Annotated in this window: 14 protein-coding genes; 10 read left to right on the top strand and 4 right to left on the bottom strand. The window is 71.6% G+C overall.

Annotated elements, in window-relative coordinates:
• Nucleotides 1-9: 9 nt before the first annotated feature.
• Genes ACIO52_RS09095 through ACIO52_RS09080 form a run of 4 tightly spaced genes read left to right on the top strand, consistent with a single transcriptional unit; the run spans nucleotide 10 to nucleotide 4178 of the window.
• A complete protein-coding gene (locus tag ACIO52_RS09095; protein WP_316573699.1) occupies nucleotides 10-504 on the top strand; it encodes a MarR family transcriptional regulator in 495 nt (164 codons plus the stop codon).
• A complete protein-coding gene (locus tag ACIO52_RS09090) occupies nucleotides 501-2273 on the top strand; it encodes an MDR family MFS transporter (RefSeq protein ID WP_218720721.1) in 1773 nt (590 codons plus the stop codon). The genes ACIO52_RS09095 and ACIO52_RS09090 overlap by 4 nt, the downstream gene beginning before the upstream one ends.
• A 7-nt stretch (nucleotides 2274-2280) precedes the next feature.
• Nucleotides 2281-3531 carry a sensor histidine kinase gene (locus ACIO52_RS09085; RefSeq protein ID WP_218720722.1) on the top strand — a complete coding sequence of 417 codons (1251 nt, stop codon included), beginning with the start codon at nucleotides 2281-2283 and terminating at the stop codon, nucleotides 3529-3531.
• Complete coding sequence (locus tag ACIO52_RS09080) at nucleotides 3519-4178, top strand: response regulator (RefSeq protein ID WP_402642810.1); 660 nt, start codon at nucleotides 3519-3521, stop codon at nucleotides 4176-4178. Before ACIO52_RS09085 ends, ACIO52_RS09080 begins: the two co-directional genes overlap by 13 nt.
• 7 nt (nucleotides 4179-4185) lie before the next feature.
• Here the strand turns inward: ACIO52_RS09080 and ACIO52_RS09075 are convergent, their stop codons facing one another.
• Entirely contained in the window at nucleotides 4186-5712 is a 1527-nt protein-coding gene (locus tag ACIO52_RS09075) for an alpha/beta hydrolase (protein ID WP_402642807.1), read from the bottom strand.
• Nucleotides 5709-6881, bottom strand: coding sequence for a serine hydrolase domain-containing protein (locus tag ACIO52_RS09070; RefSeq protein ID WP_342801408.1), 1173 nt, complete (start codon nucleotides 6879-6881; stop codon nucleotides 5709-5711). Before ACIO52_RS09070 ends, ACIO52_RS09075 begins: the two co-directional genes overlap by 4 nt.
• Before the next feature lie 242 nt (nucleotides 6882-7123).
• Here ACIO52_RS09070 and ACIO52_RS09065 point away from each other — a divergent pair, with 242 nt between their 5' ends.
• Both ACIO52_RS09065 and ACIO52_RS09060 read left to right on the top strand, forming a co-directional pair.
• Nucleotides 7124-7351, top strand: coding sequence for a hypothetical protein (locus tag ACIO52_RS09065; protein ID WP_218720726.1), 228 nt, complete (start codon nucleotides 7124-7126; stop codon nucleotides 7349-7351).
• A 108-nt stretch (nucleotides 7352-7459) separates the two neighbouring features.
• On the top strand, nucleotides 7460-10429 hold the full coding sequence (locus tag ACIO52_RS09060) for a BTAD domain-containing putative transcriptional regulator (protein ID WP_402642803.1): 2970 nt from the start codon (nucleotides 7460-7462) through the stop codon (nucleotides 10427-10429).
• A gap of 193 nt (nucleotides 10430-10622) precedes the next feature.
• Here the strand turns inward: ACIO52_RS09060 and ACIO52_RS09055 are convergent, their stop codons facing one another.
• Nucleotides 10623-11111: an inorganic diphosphatase gene (locus tag ACIO52_RS09055; protein ID WP_218720728.1), complete on the bottom strand. Its 489-nt coding sequence runs from the start codon at nucleotides 11109-11111 to the stop codon at nucleotides 10623-10625.
• A gap of 163 nt (nucleotides 11112-11274) precedes the next feature.
• Here ACIO52_RS09055 and dacB point away from each other — a divergent pair, with 163 nt between their 5' ends.
• The 4 genes from dacB to hpt all read left to right on the top strand — a co-directional run bounded on the left by dacB (nucleotide 11275) and on the right by hpt (nucleotide 15694).
• Nucleotides 11275-12732 (top strand): D-alanyl-D-alanine carboxypeptidase/D-alanyl-D-alanine-endopeptidase, encoded by a 1458-nt coding sequence (gene dacB, locus ACIO52_RS09050; protein ID WP_402642799.1) that lies wholly within the window; start codon nucleotides 11275-11277, stop codon nucleotides 12730-12732.
• Between the two features lie 12 nt (nucleotides 12733-12744).
• Nucleotides 12745-13809 (top strand): zinc-dependent metalloprotease, encoded by a 1065-nt coding sequence (locus tag ACIO52_RS09045; RefSeq protein WP_218720730.1) that lies wholly within the window; start codon nucleotides 12745-12747, stop codon nucleotides 13807-13809.
• A 265-nt stretch (nucleotides 13810-14074) separates the two neighbouring features.
• A complete protein-coding gene (tilS, locus tag ACIO52_RS09040; RefSeq protein WP_402642795.1) occupies nucleotides 14075-15094 on the top strand; it encodes a tRNA lysidine(34) synthetase TilS in 1020 nt (339 codons plus the stop codon).
• 48 nt (nucleotides 15095-15142) lie between these two features.
• Nucleotides 15143-15694, top strand: coding sequence for a hypoxanthine phosphoribosyltransferase (gene hpt / locus ACIO52_RS09035; RefSeq protein WP_218720732.1), 552 nt, complete (start codon nucleotides 15143-15145; stop codon nucleotides 15692-15694).
• On the opposite strand, the gene ACIO52_RS09030 is transcribed toward hpt, so the two are convergent.
• The gene (locus ACIO52_RS09030; RefSeq protein WP_316573362.1) at nucleotides 15691-16290 is read right to left on the bottom strand and encodes a TetR/AcrR family transcriptional regulator; all 600 of its coding nucleotides are present in this window, start codon (nucleotides 16288-16290) and stop codon (nucleotides 15691-15693) included. The genes hpt and ACIO52_RS09030 overlap by 4 nt on opposite strands.
• Between the last annotated feature and the right edge of the window lie 107 nt (nucleotides 16291-16397).

Below are 16397 nucleotides of genomic sequence, written 5' to 3'. Positions count from 1 at the left end.
ACTGAAGTGATGGACAACGAGCCCGCGATCGACGCGATCGCGGTCCAGCTCGTCCGGCTGCACCGGCTGCGGGACCGGACGCTGGCCCAGATCAAGGACCGCTCCGGCATCGACCCGGCGGGCTTCGTCGTGCTGTTCCGGCTGGTCTGTGACGGGCCGATGCGCTCGGGCGCGCTGGCCGAGGCGGTGCACTCGGACGCGTCGACGGTGAGCAGGCAGGTGGCCCAGCTGGTCGACCGGGAACTGGTGCGCCGCGTCGCCGACCCCGACGACGGCCGCGCCACCGTGCTGGAGGTGACCGACCAGGGCCGGGAGGTCGCCGAGCGGATCCGAACCCGGCGTCGCGAGTCGGTCGCCGTCGTCACCGAGGACTGGTCGCCCGAGGATCGCGCGACCTTCGCCGCGCTGCTGACGCGCTTCGTCGACGACTACGACGTGGCCCGCCCGACCCTGCTGACCCGCTCGACCGCGCTCAGCGCTACCGCGATGGAGAACGATTCGTGACGACAACCGCGGCCCCGGTGGAATCACCTGCCGGCTTCACCCACCGCCAGATCCTGACCATCCTGTCCGGCCTCATGCTCGGCATGCTGCTGGCCTCGCTCGATCAGACGATCGTGTCGACCTCGATCCGCACCATCGCCGACGACCTGCACGGCTACTCACTGCAGGCCTGGGCGACGACGGCCTACCTGATCACCGCGACGATCAGCACCCCGCTCTACGGCAAGCTCTCGGACATGTTCGGCCGTAAGCCGTTCTTCCTCACCGCGATCGGACTGTTCGTCATCGGCTCGCTGCTGTGTACGTTCGCCACGTCGATGTACCAGCTGGCGGCCTTCCGCGCGTTCCAGGGTCTGGGTGCCGGCGGGTTGATGTCGCTGGCGCTGGCCATCATGGGCGACATCATCAGCCCCCGCGAACGTGCCCGCTACCAGGGCTACTTCCTGGCCGTGTTCGGTATCTCGAGCGTGCTCGGGCCGGTGCTCGGCGGTCTGCTGGCCGGGCAGGACACCATTCTCGGCGTCACCGGCTGGCGCTGGGTGTTCCTGGTGAACGTGCCGCTGGGCCTGCTCGCGCTGGTCGTGGTGACCCGGGTGCTGCAACTGCCGCGCAAGCCGCACGCCACCCACCGCATCGACTTCGGCGGCGCGCTGGTGCTCGCGATCGGACTGGTCCCGCTGCTGATCGTGGCCGAGCAGGGCCGCGAATGGGGTTGGGGCAGTACCGCGTCGGTGGTCTGCTATCTGATCGGCGCCGCGGGCGTCCTCGGGTTCGTCGCGGTCGAGAAGGTCATGGGCGATGCGGCGATGATCCCGTTGCGCATCTTCACCAACACCACGTTCGCGCTCGGCGTGGTGATCTCGTTCGTGGTCGGCGCCGCCATGTTCGGCGGCATGCTGCTGCTGCCGCAGTACCTGCAGGTCGTGCGGGGCGCGGGACCCACCGAGGCGGGTCTGCAGATGCTGCCGATGGTGCTCGGCCTGATGACCGGTTCGATCGTGTCGGGTCGGCTGATCTCGAAAACCGGCCGCTACCGGGCCTTCCCGGTGATCGGCGCGACGGTGCTGACCCTCGGCCTGTTCCTGCTGCACCTGCTCGACGCCGACAGCCCGCTGTGGCTGGCGATGATCTTCATGGCGCTGGCCGGCTTCGGTCTCGGCAACCTGCTCCAGCCGATGACGCTGGCGCTGCAGAACGCGTTGCCGCCCGAGGACATGGGCGTGTCCACCGCCTCGGCCACGTTCTTCCGGCAGATCGGCGGCACGCTCGGCGCCGCGGTCTTCCTGTCGATCCTGTTCTCGCTGCTCACCCCGAACATCACCGAGCGGATGCAGCAGGCGGCCACCGATCCGGCCTACCAGCAGGCCGTGATCGCGGGTGCGCAGAGCGGCAACCCGGCCGATGCCGCGCTGGCCAAGGGCCTGCTGGCGCACGACACCTCGGCGGCGGGCCAGGTGCTCGAGGACAGCTCGATCGTCCAGCAGCTGAATCCGGTGCTGGCCAAGCCGTTCCAGGTGGGCTTCGCCGATTCGATGTCGACGGTGTTCCTGGTGGCGACCGGGGTCGCGCTGCTGGCGCTGCTGCTGGTGCTGTTCTGGAAGGAGGCCCCGCTGCGGATGCAGGGCGGCATCCAGGCCGCCGGTGACACCAAGGCCGCCGACGGCGCGGGCGCGCTGGTCGACACGGCGGCGCAATCCAGTGCCGCGGACGCCGACCACAGCGCCGACGACGCGGGCGGCCGGGTGCGGGCCGCGGCGCCCCCGGCATGATCGAGGGATGAATCGAACCGACAGCGGCGCGGCGGCGCGGCGGGTACGCCTGCTGCCCGCCGCTGTCGGCTATCTGCTGATCGGCGGGGCGACCGGGCTCGCCGCGCTGTTCGCGCTGGCCGCGCTGGCCGTCGTCGCCGCCATGAGCCTGATCGGGATCGGGATCCCGGCGCTGCCGGAGGCGGTGAGATTGATCCGCCCCCTGCTCACCCTGGAACGGCGCAGGGCGGGGCACCGCCTCGGCACCCCGATCACCTCGGCCTACCGGCCGCTGACCGGTGACCTGCGCGAACAGCTCGCGACCCTGGCCGCCGACCCGGCGAACCGCCGCGACCTCGCCTGGCTGGTGCTGCACGGCGTGATCGGGCTACCGCTGGCCGCGCTGGCGGTGGCCCTGCCGTTGAGCGCGGTGCAGCATCTGGTGCTCCCCCTGCTCTGGTGGGCGGGGGTGGACGGGTTGCCCGGCAGCAACGGGCTGGTCGTCGTTTCCTGGCCCACGGCGGCCCTGAGCGTGCTGATCGGTCTGGTGTTCGGCGCCCTCGCCCTGCGCTCGCCCGAGGCGGCGACGGCGCAGGCGAAGCTCGCGCGAGCGCTGCTGGCGCCGGACGAGCACGCCCTGCTGGCCGACCGGGTCGCCGAACTCACCGCGACCAGGGCCGCCGCCCTCGACGCGCACGGCGCCGAACTGCGCCGCATCGAACGCGACCTGCACGACGGCGCCCAGGCCAGGATCGCGGCGGTGATCATGCAGCTCGGGCTCGCCGAGCAATTGCGCGGGCGCGACCCCGACGCGGCGGACCGGATGGTGCGCACCGCCCAGGACACCGCGTCGGCGGCGCTGGCCGAACTGCGGGACGTGGTCCGCAGCGTCTACCCGCCGGTGCTCTCCGATCGCGGCCTGGCCAGTGCCGTCTCCGCGCTGGCCGCGCGCAGCCCGATCCCGTGTGTGGTGGAGCTGAACGGGATCACGCGACGGCCGATGGCGGTGGAGGCGGCGGCCTACTTCGTCATCGCCGAGGCCGTCACCAACGCCACCAAGCACTCGGGGGCCGCGACGCTGTCGATCGAACTGGGCGGACCGCCGCAACTGCTGATCGTGGCGATCCGCGACGACGGCGTCGGCGGGGCGACGGTGACCGAGGGCGGTGGCCTGGCCGGCATCCGGCGCAGGGCCGAGGCCCTCGACGGCCGGATGACGCTGACCAGCCCCGCCGGTGGGCCTACGCTGGTGCGCGTGGAGTTGCCGTGCGGGTCGTGATCGCCGAGGACGACGCCCTCCTGCGAGAAGGCCTGGTCCTGCTGTTGAAGACCGCCGGGATCGAGGTGGTCGCCGCCGTCGACAATGCCGACGATTTCCTCACCGTGGTCACCGCCGACCGCCCGGACGCGGTGGTGGTCGACGTGCGGCTCCCGCCGACCTTCACCGACGACGGCCTGCGCGCCGCCGTGCGGGCCAGGACCGTGCACCCCGGGCTGCCGGTGCTCGTCCTGTCGGCCTATGTCGAGGACAGCTACGCCGCCGAACTGCTCGGCGACGGCGCGGGCGGGGTGGGCTATCTGCTCAAGGAGCGGGTCGGCAAGGTCGACCGGTTCCTGGATTCGCTGCACCGGGTCGCCGCTGGCGGCACCGCGATGGACCCGGAGGTGATCGCGCAGCTGCTGGTGCGTCGCCGCGTCGACGATCCGCTGTCGACGCTGACGGCCAGGGAACGGGAAGTACTCGCGCTGATGGCGGAGGGCCAGGACAACTCCGCCATCGCCGCCGGACTCGTCGTCACCGAAGGCGCTGTGCTCAAACACATTCGCAGCATCTTCGCCAAGCTCGGCCTGGCCGCCGACGAGTCCGGCCACCGGCGGGTGCTCGCGGTGCTCGCCTATCTCAACGCTCGTCCCGGTCGGCCGTGAACGCGCGTCACCGCACCGCGCCGGACCCGGGCCGCTCCGACGGCGACCCGGCCTCGTCGCGGCAGGTCAGGTTGGTGCCGGGCAGAGTCCCGTCCAGCAGGTAGGTGTTGACGGCAGCGCTGACACAGCCGTTCGGGTAGTTGCCGTAGATCCAGTGGATCGGCACGTCCGGCAGGGTCACCAGCCGTGAGCCGCGCAGTGCCCGGTGCATGACCTGAGCGCCCGCGAAGGTGGTGCGCGTATCGCCGGTGGACTGCACGATCAGACTCGGCACTGCGTTGTCGATCACCGTGGTCGGCTCGACCGGCGGCGCCCAGAACGCGCACGGCGTGATGTTGTTCGCGAACGCGCCGAACAGTGGCTGCTCGGCCCGGCTCGCCTCGATATTGCGCCGGTACCAGTCTGGATCGCGCGGCACTTCCGCGTCGCCGCAGAGCACGGCGGTGGCCGTGGAGAGGTCGCGCGGCTGGGCCGTCAGCATGAACGACAGCGAGGCGGCCAGCCCCGGTTCCGGTATCACCGTGACGCCGTCGGCGGCGTCGGCGAGCTGACGCAGTTGCGCGGCCAGCAGCGGATACTTGCGTGGATCGTCGAGTTCGGCGAACAGCAGCGTCGGCAGGCTGTGCTGGTCGACGGTGAATTCGCCGATCCGGATCGGCCGCTCCTTCGCCCGGCGCACCATCGCCTGCACCGACTCGCGCACGGCGGAACGATCTGTGCCGAAACGGTATTCGCCGTCGCGCGCCGCGGTCCAGTCCGCCCACAGGTCGAAGGCGGCCTCGTTGACCGGACCCATGGCGCGCAGCATTTCCGACGCGCCGTAGTGCTCGGGGTCGACGGCGCTGTCGAGGACGAAGCGGTCGGCGCGGTCGGGGAAGAGCTGAGAGAACACCGCGCCGAGGTAGGTGCCGTAGGAGGCGCCGAAATAGCTGATCCGGTCCTCGCCGAGCACCGAGCGGATGAGGTCCATGTCGCGCGCGGTATTGCGGGTGGTGATGTGGCGCAGGCGGGGACCCTCGTTCGCCGCGCACTGGGCGGCCAGCCCGGCCTGGCGGGCGGTGCTCGCGGCGAAGTCGCCCGCGTCGAGTCCGGCGGACTGGATCCAGAACCCCTCCTGCCAGCGGCAATTCACCGCGGCGGAGCGGCCGATGCCGCGCGGGTCCATGCCGATCAGGTCGTAGCGGGCACGGACCTCGGGTGTCATCCCGGCGCTCAGGTCGATCGGGTAGCCCAGGCCGGGGCCACCCGGGCCGCCCGGGTTGGACAGCAGCACGCCGTGGCGGCGCGCCGGATCGGTGGCGGGCAGGCGGGAGATGGCCACGGTCATCGTCTCGCCCTCCGGCGCCGAATAGTCCACCGGCACGGTGACATCGGCGCACTGCGCGCCCGCCGGGTCGAGGCGGGGGTCCTCGCAGGATCGCCAGGACAGCGTCTGCCGGCGGAAGGAGTCGAGCGGGTCGGCCGAAGCCGGTGCGGCGGTGAGTAATCCGAGAACGGTGGCGGCGGTGAGCGCGGCCGTCGTCAGGCGCTTCATGCCGCGCACACGATCGCGTCGAAGGCCTGGTCGACGAGTTTCGCCTGTTCCTCGCTGCCGGGCAGCTGGTTCACCGTGAGGGTGACCGCGACGCCGTCGGCGGTCGTGCCGGTGTGGGTTCCGAAGCCGGGGATGCTGCCACCGTGCCCGCTCACCTGTTCCCCGCAGGACGCGGTGCGCTGGATCAGGCCCAAACCGTAACCGGCCGTGGGCATCCGATCGAAGGGCACGGTGCGGCGCATCTCGTCGAGCTGGGCGGGAGCCAGCAGCTTGCCGTTCAGCAGGGCGGCGAAGAAGCGATTGAGGTCGGCGCCGGTCGAGATCATATCGCCCGCGGTGTCGGCCCAGGAGGGATCGAGTTCGGTGAAATCGACTCGAGTGCCGTCGATGTCCTGATAGCCGCGCGAGTGCGGGGAGCGCAGGCCGGTGTCGCCGGACGCGGGCGTGTAGGTGTCGCGCAAGCCGAGCGGTTCGATGATCCTGGTCGCGATCTCGGCGGCCGCCGGACGGCCGGTGACCTGCTCGATCAGCATGCCGAGGAGCACATAGTTGGTGTTGGTGTACACGGCGCGGGCACCCGGCTCGTACTGCGGCGGCATCGTCATCGCGATGCGCACCAGGTCGGCGGGGCTGTGATGCTGTCGCCGCGCGGCTTCGGTAGCGATGTCGAGCTGCGGGGAGCCGGGGTCGGTGGGCTTGCTGGGATCGCCGCTGGCCAGATACTCGGGCAGGCCGCTGGTGTGCTGGAGCAGCTGACGCACGGTGACGCGATCCCCGTCGTTGCCGTTGCCGTGCACGACCCCGGGCAGATAGCGCTCGACGGGCGCGTCCAGCTCGACCTTGCCCTCGGCGACCAGCTGCAGCAGCACGGTCGCGACGAAGCTCTTGGTATTGCTGCCGATCCGGACGAAGGCTCCGTCGGGAATCGGCGCGCCGGAGGCGATGTCGCCGACGCCCGCGGTGACGGTACGTTCGCCCGCCGGGGTGGTGATCACGGCCTGGGCGCCGGGGAAGCCCGCCCGCACCAGGGTTTCGAGGGCCTGTCGCACCTCGGGCCCCGGCGCCGTCGGCGGCGCGCTCTCGCCACCACACGCGGGCACGGCGAGCAGCGCGACGGCGCACGCTCCCGCGGCGACGATGCGGCGGGACCTGCTGCGAAATAGGGTCATGAGCTGCGCTTTCCTCCTGCTGAGACGGTGCCTGCCTGACTGTTTCGAGCGTAGGAAGACCAGCCCGCCGCGCCCATGCCGCGCGCGCCCGAATCCGAGGTGGTGCCAGCACTACCAACCCAGGGGTGGGGAAGGTGAAACGCCCATGGTGGGGGCGGAAGTCCCCCTAGGGGTGGCTGTTTCGGCGGCTGCGCGCCCATAACGTTCATCTCGTCGAAAACGAACGCAGAGGAGCGAACGACATGCGCATCAAAACCACCATCGCCGCCGGACTGCTGGCTGCCGCGACCGTCGCCGGGGTGTCGACGGTCGCCGCGGGCAACGCCGCCGCCGGCCCTTACGGCACCTACTACGGCACCTACGCCACCCTCGCCGCCTGTCGCGCCGACGGCGAGTCGTCCTACACCGGCGGCTACTACTGGGAGTGCACCGAGAACTGGGACGGCTGGGACCTCTACATCTGGTACTGAGCTACCTGATCGTCCGACCCAGGGGCATCCGGCGACGCCGGGTGCCCCTTCTCGGTGTTCGGCTAGATTGTCGGTCTGAGTTCCCCCAGTGAGAGAGATTGGCCGCGCATGCTGACGTTCGCCGTGCTCGGTGAGATCCGTGCCTGGCGCGCTGGGATCGAGCTCGACCTCGGCTCCCGGCAGCAGCGCGCTCTGCTGGCCGCCCTGCTGCTGCGCACCGGCCGCTCGGCCACCGTCGACGAACTGATCGACGACGTCTGGGGCGAGAACCCCACCGCCAGCGCCGTGGGCGCGCTGCGCAATCACATCCTGCATTTGCGCCGGGTCCTCGAACCAGGGCGCGTGGCGGGGGAGCCGCCGCAGGTGCTGGTCGCGCTCGGCGGCGGCTACGCGCTGCGGGTGCCGGTGGGCTGCGTCGACATCGAACAGGTCGACGACTTGATGCTCACCCCGCACTCCGACCCCCAGACCGCGGGCGACACCGTCGACGCCGCCTTGCGGTTCTGGACCGGCACCCCGCTGGCCGGACTGCCCGGCCCCTTCGCCGAGCGGCAGCGCGCCCACCTCGCCGACCGCAGGCTCGTCCTGCTGGAACAGCGTGCCGAACTCGACCTGCGCCGGGGCCGCTATGCCGAGGCCGTCGCCGACCTCACCCCGTTGTGCGCCGAGCACCCGCTGCGCGAACGGCCCCGCGCGCTGCTGATGACGGCGCTCTACCACGCCGGTCGCCAGGCCGAGGCGCTGCGCGTCTACGCCGACACCCGCCGCGAACTCGTCGACCAGCTCGGCATCGAACCAGGGCGCGAACTCGCCGATTTGCACCGGTGCATCCTGGCCGGTGAGCTGAGCACGCCGCGCGAGCCTGCCGCGCAGGTCCGGCCGCGGGCGCCGCAGCGGGTCGCGCAGTTGCCCGCCGACGTCGTCGACTTCACCGGCCGCGCCGAGGTGGTCGACCTGCTCGCCGCGCGGCTCACCGCGACGGGGACCGGGGTGCCGGTCTGCGCGATCGGCGGGATGGGCGGGATCGGCAAGAGCGCACTGGCCGTGCACGTGGCGCACCGGGTGCGCGAGCGATTCCCCGACGGGCAGCTGCACGTCGACCTGCACGGCTTCGCCGCCGATCACGCCGGCGGCGCCACCGCCGCCGACACCCTCGGCGACTTCCTGCGCGTGCTCGGTGTGCCGGAGGGTGAACTCGCCGCGGGCGCCGCCGAGCGCGCGGCCCAGTTCCGCAGCCGGCTGGCCGGGAAACGGGTGCTGGTCGTCCTCGACAACGCCCGCTCGGTCGACCAGGTCGCGCCGCTGATTCCCGGTACCCCCGGCTCGGCGGTGCTGGTCACCAGCCGTTCGGCGCTGCCCGAGCTACCGGGCACCACCGCGGTGCGCCTCGACGTGCTCACCGACACCGAGGCGCACAGCCTGCTCGCCGGGATCGCGGGCCGCGACCGGATCGCGGCCGAACCCGAGGCGGTCGCCGCGGTGCTCGGCGCCTGCGGTGGCCTGCCGCTCGCGGTCCGCATCGTCGGTGCCCGGCTGGCCGCGCGCCCGGCCTGGACGGTGCGGATCGTGGCCGAGCGGTTGCGCGACACCGCGCAGCGGCTCAGTGTCCTGCGCACCGGCGAACTCGCCGTCGAGCTGGCCTTCCGGATCAGCTACGACCAGCTCGACACCGGTCACGCGCGCGCGTTCCGGATGCTGGCGGTGCCCGAGGTCGGGGAGATCTGCACCGAGGGCGCCGCCGCGATCCTCGGGATCGAGGTCGCCGAGGCCGAGCAGGTGTGCGAGGACCTGGTCGACCTGAACCTGCTCGAGACCACCGCGCCCGGCCGCTACACCTATCACGACCTGCTGCGCCTGTTCGCCAGGGAACTGCCGGTCACCGGTGCCGCCGACCCGCCGCTGACCGCGCTGCGCAGGCTGCTCGACTTCTACCTCGCCACTGTGAAACAGGCTGTCGCCGTCTGTAATCCGGGCACCCGGCTGCCCGAGCACCTGCGCCCGACCGCCGCGCCGGGCGTCCGGTTCGCCGACGAGCACGCGGCCCAGGCGTGGCTGGCCGGACAGCGGCACAACCTGGTCTCGCTCTATCGCCAGTGCGCGCAAGCCGGTGGCCCGGTGCTGGCCCCGGCCGCCGATATCGCCTGGGCCACCGCCGAACTCATCGACGGCGGCGCGAACTGCATCGAGGTCGCACGGGCGCTGGAGGAACTGCTCGACGCCGCGTTGTGCGCGGGTGACCGCTCGGTGGAATGTCGGGTGCGGGTCGCCCTCGGCGCGCTGTTCGCCTATTCGCTCGGCGCGCTGCGGCAGGGGCGCGACCATCAGCGCATCGCGCTGTCGCTGGATCGCGGCACCATCAGCGATGCCCGGCTCACCGCGTTCGCCGCGCAGCTGCTGTCGTCCTCGACCCGGCGCGGCACCGAAACGGCCGCGCCGCTGGCCCATTCGGCGCGGGCGATCCGGCTGGCCCGCCGGGTCGGCGACCGGGCGATCGAGTGCGCGTGCCTGGTCCACGAGGTGAAGACCTACTCCGACGCGGGCGATTTCCCGGCGGCCAGGGAGCGCGCGGTCACCGCGCGGGCGCTGGCCGCCGAGCTGGGCAACCGGTCGCTCGAGGTGATGGCGACGCACGAACTCGGGGTCACCCTGGTCTATCAGGGGGAGACGGCCGAGGGGGTGCGGCTGTGCGAGGAGGCGGTCGCGCTCGGCCGGGCCGGCGGGATCGAACTGCGGCTGGGCTGGGCGCTGTCACGGCTGGCGCACGTGCTGCTGATGGCAGGCCGGGCCGCCGACGCCGAACCCGTCGTCGACGAGGCGATCCAGGTGCTCACCCGTGCGATCGGGCCGCTGACCAGGGCCAGAGTGCTGGTGCTCCAGGGGCTGATCAAACAGGCCACCGGGAAACCGGGCGAGGCGGAGGAGTCCTTCACCGCCGCGGCGGAGTCGTTCGAGACGATGCAGGATCCGCAGCTGACCCACGAACGGCTCGACGCCGAACTGGAGGCGCCGGTGATGGCGCTGCTGCACGATCATCTCGCCGCGCTGCGTGCCCGCCGGGACATCATCGCCGCGTCATAGCGGCGTCATCACGGGGCGCGAATATTCGTGAGGCACTGGCGAACACAAGTGTTCACGCGATAGATTGCCCTATGTACCCGGTTGTCGCGACAGCGAGCCGCGTCGTCGCCGGGGGGTCGGCGGCCCGGACCGGGACAACGAGAACGGGATGTCCGAACTGCTCCGGACATCCCGTTCTTCGTGCACCGTCAGCTCAGTGGCCGGCTTCCTTCAGGCGGGTGAAGGACTCGTCGATGACCTTCTCGGCCTCGGCGCGGCCCAGCCACTCCGAACCCTGGACGAACTTGCCCGGCTCCAGGTCCTTGTAGCGCTCGAAGAAGTGCTTGATCGCCGACAGCTCGAACTCCGAGACGTCGCCCAGCTCCTGGATGTGGTCCCAGCGCGGGTCGCCCGCGGGCACGCACAGCACCTTGTCGTCGCCGCCGGCTTCGTCGGTCATGCGGTACACGCCGATCGGACGGGCTTCCACGATCACGCCGGGGAAGACCGACTCGGGCAGCAGCACCAGCGCGTCCAGCGGATCGCCGTCCTCGCCGAGGGTGTTCTCGATGAAGCCGTAGTCGGCCGGGTAGCCCATGGAGGTGTACAGGTACCGGTCGAGCTTGACCCGGCCGCTCTCGTGATCGACCTCGTACTTGTTCCGAGAGCCCTTGGGGATCTCGATGGTGACGTCGAACTCCACGCCATCTCCTTGCTCGTTCGAGTGCTTCTCTGCCGAATCGCCAGATCGTTCTGGGGAACCGTTGCGCAACGAGGATAGTGTGGTGTGCTGGTACACCGGTGCGGCAGGCGGCTCAGCGCGCAGTCGAGGCGTGTCGGGCGGCGTTGAGGGAGAGACGACGGTCGTGATCGGTCCGAGCGAGAATAATCCGGGAGCGACGGCGCAGCGCCGACGCAAGTCCACGTGGATCTGGGTATCGGCGGTGGTGGTCGCCCTGCTGGTGATCGCGGGCGGGTTCGTCGCCATCGCGCGCCCGTGGACTCCCGAGTTCCGCCACGGCGGGCTCACCGTGGCCCCGCCGCCGTCCACCGATCAGCCCGTCGCCGAGGTCACCCCGGCCAAGTCGGATGCGCCCGCGCCGACGTCCGCCGGGATCGCCGCCGCGCTCGCGCCGGTCGTCGGCAGCCCCGACCTGGGCAGCTTCGCCGGTCAGGTGACCGACCCGACCAGCGGCGCGGTGCTGTGGAGCCAGGATCCGACCAAGGCGATGATCCCGTCCTCGACGGCGAAGGTCATGCTGGTCGCGGCCGCGCTGCTCACGCTGCCCGACGATCAGCGGGTGGCGACCAGGGTCCTCGCCGGTGCGCCGGGGGAGCTGGTGCTCGTCGGCGGCGGCGATCCGACCCTGACTACCAGGGCCGACGGCGGCTACTACACCGACGGCGCCCGGATCGCCGAGCTGGCCGCGCGGATCAAGGCGACCGGCAGGCAGGTCAGCGCGATCGTCGTCGACACCTCCGCCTATCGCGGGCCGACGATGGCCTCGGGCTGGGACCCGGTCGATATCCCCGAGGGCTCGATCACCCCGATCGAGCCGATCATGCTCGACGGCGGGCGGTTCGATCCGTCGGCCGACTACTCGCCGCGCACCTCTACTCCCGCGCTCGACGCCGGACGCGCGCTGGCCGCCGAACTCGGCGTCGACCCCGCCGCGGTGCGGGTCGGTCCGGCCGCGCAGAACGGCGCCGAGATCGCCAAGGTGGAATCGGCCCCGCTGCGAGTCCGGTTGCACGACATGATGATCCACTCCGACAATGTGCTCGCCGAGACGATCGGGCGGGAACTGGCGGTCGCGACCGGGCACGAGGCGTCCTTCGCCGGGGCCGTCGCCGCCACCACCGCGGCGCTGACCAACGCCGGATTCGACATCGCCGGACTGCATCTGGCCGACAACAGCGGGCTGTCCGTCGACGACCGGGTGCCGCCGCGGCTGCTCGACGCCATCATCGCCACCGCCGCCGAGCCCACCGGCGACGCCGCCGTGGCACCGGCCGGAACGCAGGCCAAGCCCGAGAACGACCCGCGCGCAGCGGCTCTCGCGCCGCTGCTGGACGACCTGCCGGTCGCGGGCGGTACCGGGACGCTGGCGCCGCGCTTCGTCACCCAGAACCGCCAGGGCGCGGGCTGGGTGCGGGCCAAGACCGGAACTCTGAGTGTCGCCAGCGCGTTGGTCGGATATGTGCTCGACCGCGACGGCCGGGTACTGACCTTCGCGCTGATGTCCAATGATCGGTTGCCGGAGGTCAGCAGGCCCGCCCTCGACGCGGTGGCCGGTGCCCTGCGCAACTGCGGATGCTCCTGAGAGCGGGTGGCGATGACCGAGGACAAGACCGGGCGCACGACCTCCGGATTCAGCGGTGCGGTGGACTGGCGGCTCGCCGCCCGCACCGGCGCCGTGCTCGCGCCCGCCGGACCGCGCACCTCCCGGCAGACCGCCGAACAGGTCGTCGCCGAGCTGGCCACCGCGTCGGTGCGGGCCGAAGGGCCGGTGCGTGAGGTCAGCGGACTGCTCGACGACCGGCCGGTGCCGGAGGCCAGGATCGTCGATCGGCCCGGCTGGATCGCCGCCGCCGCCGATTCGATGGCCGTGCTCACCGGCACCGAGGCCGTCTCGACCACCGGCAAGCTCGTCGGCAAACCGGCGGGGTTGCAGGCCGGGACCATGCTGGCGTTCCTGTCGACGGCGATCCTCGGCCAGTACGACCCGTTCACCGGGGAGGACGGCACGCTGCTGCTGGTCGCGCCCAATATCCTCGGCGTGGAGCGGGCGCTCGGCGTCGACCCGGCCGACTTCCGGCTCTGGGTCTGCCTGCACGAGGTGACCCACCGGGTGCAGTTCTCCTCGGCGCCGTGGCTGGCCGACTACATGCGCGCCAATGTCGACATCCTCAGCGAGGTCGGTGAGGAGCCGATGAGCGAGATGCTGAGCAGGCTGCTCGCCGAGGTGCGCCAGCGGCGCAACGGCGACACCGCCGACGACCCCAACAGCCGTGGCGTCGTCGGCCTGCTGCGCGCCGCGCAGGCCCCGCCGCAGCGCGAGGCGCTGGACCGGCTGCTCATGCTCGGCACGCTGCTCGAAGGCCACGCCGATCACGTCATGGACGCTGTCGGACCCGCCGTCGTCCCGACCGTCGCCGATATCCGCCGCGCCTTCGACCAGCGCCGGAAGAAGCCGACCAACCCGGTGCAGCGGCTGCTGCGCGCGCTGCTCGGGGTGGACGCGAAGGTCGCCCAGTACGTGCGCGGGAAGAAGTTCGTCGACGCGGTGGTCGAGCGGGTGGGCGTCACGGAGTTCAACACGGTGTGGACGAACGCGGAGACGCTGCCCCGTCTGGACGAGGTGGACGATCCGGGCCGCTGGATCGCTCGCGTGCTGTAACCGCCGCTCCAGGATTTCCGGTCCGCCACCGGGGTTTCGTCGGCGGCCGATGGTGCCGCCGTGAGCGGGTTCGCCCGTCCCCGGCGCGTCACCCAGGTGCTCGCGATGGTCTGTTGCGCCGGGTGGCTGGGTAGCCTGCGTGCATGGGGATCATGCCCGGGGCTGTCAGGCCGTTGCCGAATCGGCGGCTGTTCGCGGGTGGGGAGCGGACTCAGCGTGGTGCCGTGGTGGGGCGGCCTGGGGTCGGCCGCTCTCGCGGTGCTCGATGACGGGCCGGCGGCGGCTTCCGGAGACTGCCGCGGTGCTGGCCGTGCGGCGGGGCGTGCGGGACTGGGTCGCGGCGCGGGGTGGGCCGATGCCGGTGGTGGTCGGGCTCTCCGGCGGCGCCGATTCGCTGGCGTTGGTCGCGGCCGCTGTCGTCGAGGCGGGGGACGTGACGGCGGTCGTGGTGGATCACCGGTTGCAGGACGGGTCGGGGGAGGTGGCCGCACGGGCGGCCGAGCAGGCGCGGGCATTGGGGTGTGTGGACGCCGAGGTGCTCGCGGTCGAGGTCGGGCGCGACGGTGGGGTCGAGGCGGCGGCGCGGGCGGCCAGGTACGCGGCCCTGGAGTCGGTGCGCGGGGAGCGGCCGGTGCTGCTCGGGCACACCCTCGACGATCAGGCCGAGACCGTCCTGCTCGGGTTGGCTCGCGGGTCGGGCGGTCGTTCGATCCAGGGCATGGCGGCCTGGAACGCACCGTGGGGGCGGCCGTTGCTGGCGGTGCGGCGGGCGCGGACGCGGCAGATGTGCGCCGATCTCGGCATCGAGCCGTGGGAAGACCCGCACAACCTCGATCCGGCCTACACCCGGGTGCGGGTGCGCACCGAAATCCTTCCGCTGCTCGAGGAGGTACTCGGCGGCGGGGTGGCGCAGGCCTTGGCGCGCACGGCCGACCAGCTGCGGGCCGACGGCGAGGTGCTCGACGTGCTCACCGCCGACCTGCTGCGCGCGGCGATCGTGCCCGAGGGTGGCCCCGGCGACACTGATCGACCGGCACTGTCGATCGAGATCCTGGCCACTGCCGCCCCCGCGCTGCGGCGCCGCGCGATCCGGGCCTGGCTCGCCGAACAGGGCATCGGCGGCGTGCTGAACGCTCATTTACAAGCGATCGACGAACTCGTGAGCAACTGGCGCGGCCAGGGCGGGGTGGCGGTGGCCGGCGGCAGCAGGGACCACAGGTTGGTCGTGGCGCGCGCGCATGGCACGCTGACGGTACGCGCGCAGCCGCGAAACGATGCCACATAATGGATCGGCCCGGTCGGGATCGACACCACTGAAGGGAAACCCACTTCCGTGTACGGAGACGACATCGCATCGGTGCTGATCACCGAAGACGAGATCAAAGCCAAGATCGAAGAACTGGCCGAGATCGTCGCGAAGCGATACCCGCCGGATTCCCCCGAGGGCGACCTCCTGCTGGTCTGCGTGCTCAAGGGCGCGATCTTCTTCATGACCGACTTCGCCAGGGCACTGCCGATCCCCACCCAGCTCGAGTTCATGGCCGTCTCGTCCTACGGCTCGTCCACCTCGTCCTCGGGCGTCGTGCGCATCATGAAGGACCTGGACAAGGACATCGCGGGCCGCAACGTGCTGATCGTCGAGGACATCATCGACTCCGGTCTGACCCTGTCCTGGCTCAAGCGCAACCTGTCCACCCGCAACCCGGCCTCGCTGGAAGTGGTGACCCTGCTGCGCAAGCCCGACGCGCTGCGCACCCCGGTCGACGTCGCCCACGTGGGCTTCGACATCCCGAACGAGTTCGTCGTCGGTTACGGCCTCGACTACGCCGAGCGCTATCGCGACCTGCCCTTCATCGGCACGCTGGACCCGAAGGTCTACTCCTAGTCCACCGGCGCGAAGGCGCGCAGGACCGTCTCGACCAGGGCATCGGCGAAGGACGCGTCCAGCGTGCCGGAGCGCGGCAGCCAGCGCTGGGTGATCGGTCCGTAGAGCAGGTCGACCACCAGATCCAGGTCGGCGTCGGCCCGCAGTTGTCCGGCGCGCTGCGCCGCGGCCAGCCGCCGGACCTTGGCCGCGTGCACCGGCTGTTCCAGTTTCTCGCGATAGAGCGCGGCCAGCGTGGGATCGTTGATGACCTCGGTGAGCACGGCGCGGATCGGCGCGTCGAACGCGGGATCGGCGAATTCGGCGACCGTCGCGCGCAGCACGGTCTTCAGGTCGGCCGCGATGTCACCGGTATCCGGCAGCTCGACGCCGCCGCCGTCGGGGTTCTCGCTCTGCGCGAGCAGGGCGTCGAAGACCACCGCGCCCTTGGACGGCCACCACCGGTAGATCGTCTGCTTGCCGACCCCGGCGCGCGCGGCGATGGCCTCGATGGTCAGCTTCGCGTAGGCGGTCTCGCCGACGAGTTCGCGGGTCGCGGTCAGGATCGCCGACCGGGACCGTTCGCTGCGGCGGGCGCTGTCCGGGGTTCGTGCCATGGGCGCGAGTCTAGCCTGAAATAAAACGAGACGTTCCGTCTTGACAATCGCACGATCAGGGCCCATCCTTGTCGTCATAAGCGAGACGAACCGTCTCGTCGCACTTG

It is taken from the genome of Nocardia sp. NPDC087230 (assembly GCF_044744725.1).
Lineage (GTDB): Bacteria > Actinomycetota > Actinomycetes > Mycobacteriales > Mycobacteriaceae > Nocardia > Nocardia canadensis.
Note: the sequence above shows the minus strand (reverse complement) of the source record. Positions and strands in the feature narration are given on the sequence as shown.